The organism is Lentimicrobium sp. S6 (assembly GCF_013166635.1).
GTDB lineage: Bacteria > Bacteroidota > Bacteroidia > Bacteroidales > UBA12170 > UBA12170.
In genome coordinates, this window is sequence record NZ_JABKBZ010000200.1 from 1 (window position 1) to 1428 (window position 1428).

The window sequence follows — 1428 nt, forward strand, 5'->3', positions numbered from 1 at the left end:
GGGTCAAGTTGAAATTCTGGGGGAATTGATTTTTACGCAAAAATATTTGTCAATCGAAAAAGGAAAAATTTGACATCTCTGACACCTCTGAATTCAGACCTAAAATGCTTTAATTTTGCGTTAAAGGATTCCGCAGAAGCATTTGTACTTCGGTAATTAAAGAAATTAAGGATTTTGTCATAGTTTATCTGAATTGATTTTGCGACAGTATTAAACTCTTTTAAACCTGCTTCTTCAATATCTTTATACCAATGTGCAAGTTTCGTAATAGCAATGCTTTTGTCGTTGTAATTCTCATAAATAAATGTGAGTTTTTGTGCAAGATTGTATGCTTGTTCAATGATTGGGTATTCTTCAAACAGAACCTTTGCACGTTCTTCCTGACCTTCTGTCCATCGAGCTTTGGGCTTAAATAACAAATAACGACTTCTAGCTAATAATTGCTTTCTTGTATCTCCATTCTGAAATACTACAGAAACATAATTTGTGTTATTTTTATTAGCAAGTTCCATTGATTCATTTTCTTTATCAATAGCTTCCCATCTGTATTTTATTCTGATATGCTGAACTGCTTCGCTTGTTAATTTTTGGACATGAAATCTGTCTATTACAATCATTGCTTCTGAAAAACAAAGCCGAGAAATAAGGTTCATATTGTTGGCCATATCAACTGTAACTTCTTTTACATTCTTTCGTTTTTCAATAGGTATTCGTTCTAAAACCTTAATGACTTCAGCAGATTTAGTCCCCGAGACTATTGCAACAATCGCCCCTTTACGTCCCTTGGCTGCTTTGTTAGTGAGAATGGTGTACAAGTCTCCATTGGATAACGATGTTTCATCTAAACTTAAGTGGGTTCCTATATTCTCTGGAAATAAGAGCCATTTTTCAGCATGGTGTTTCTGTGGCCAACTTGCAAAATCACTCAAGTGTTTTTTATACTGTTGTTGGAGTTTCTTTCCATCGGTTCCGTAGTACTGACCATAATGACTAGCACTCACAGCTGTATTATCTAAAGTATTCTTTTAAAAAAGTCGCAAATTCTTTTGTTTTGCGTGTTCCTTTAGCAACTAACTCCCAGTTTCTGTTTACTATTTTTTGACTCTCACTTACTATCCAGCGACGACGCTTGACATGTAAACGAACCTCTAATCCTCGTAATGGAAAATCTTCAACAATCTTTTCGTCGTAAAAACCTTTGGAGGTTAACTTCTTGTCTTTATATTCTATGGGTATAATATTCTTCTCACTTAAATAAAAGTCTATACGCTCTGAAGTCTTTGTGAAATCTGTAATATCAAAATAGTCGAGCATGCCTTCTGGAAAAAACAAACTCATAATAGCCAAATCATTTTGCATAATTGATGTGATTCTTTTTTTCAAAAGTATAACATTTTAGCTCATCCCCCCAGGTTTTGTTCTTGACCC

2 protein-coding genes are annotated in these 1428 nt (G+C 34.4%); both read right to left on the reverse strand.

Translation table 11 applies throughout. The features are described from left to right. Nucleotides 1-32: 32 nt before the first annotated feature. On the reverse strand, nt 33-1001 hold the full coding sequence (locus HNS40_RS22320) for a transposase (protein WP_172284920.1): 969 nt from the start codon (nt 999-1001) through the stop codon (nt 33-35). Nucleotides 1002-1008: 7 nt separating this feature from the next. Then, nucleotides 1009-1383, reverse strand: coding sequence for a hypothetical protein (locus HNS40_RS22325; RefSeq protein ID WP_371742972.1), 375 nt, complete (start codon nt 1381-1383; stop codon nt 1009-1011). Nucleotides 1384-1428 lie beyond the last annotated feature (45 nt).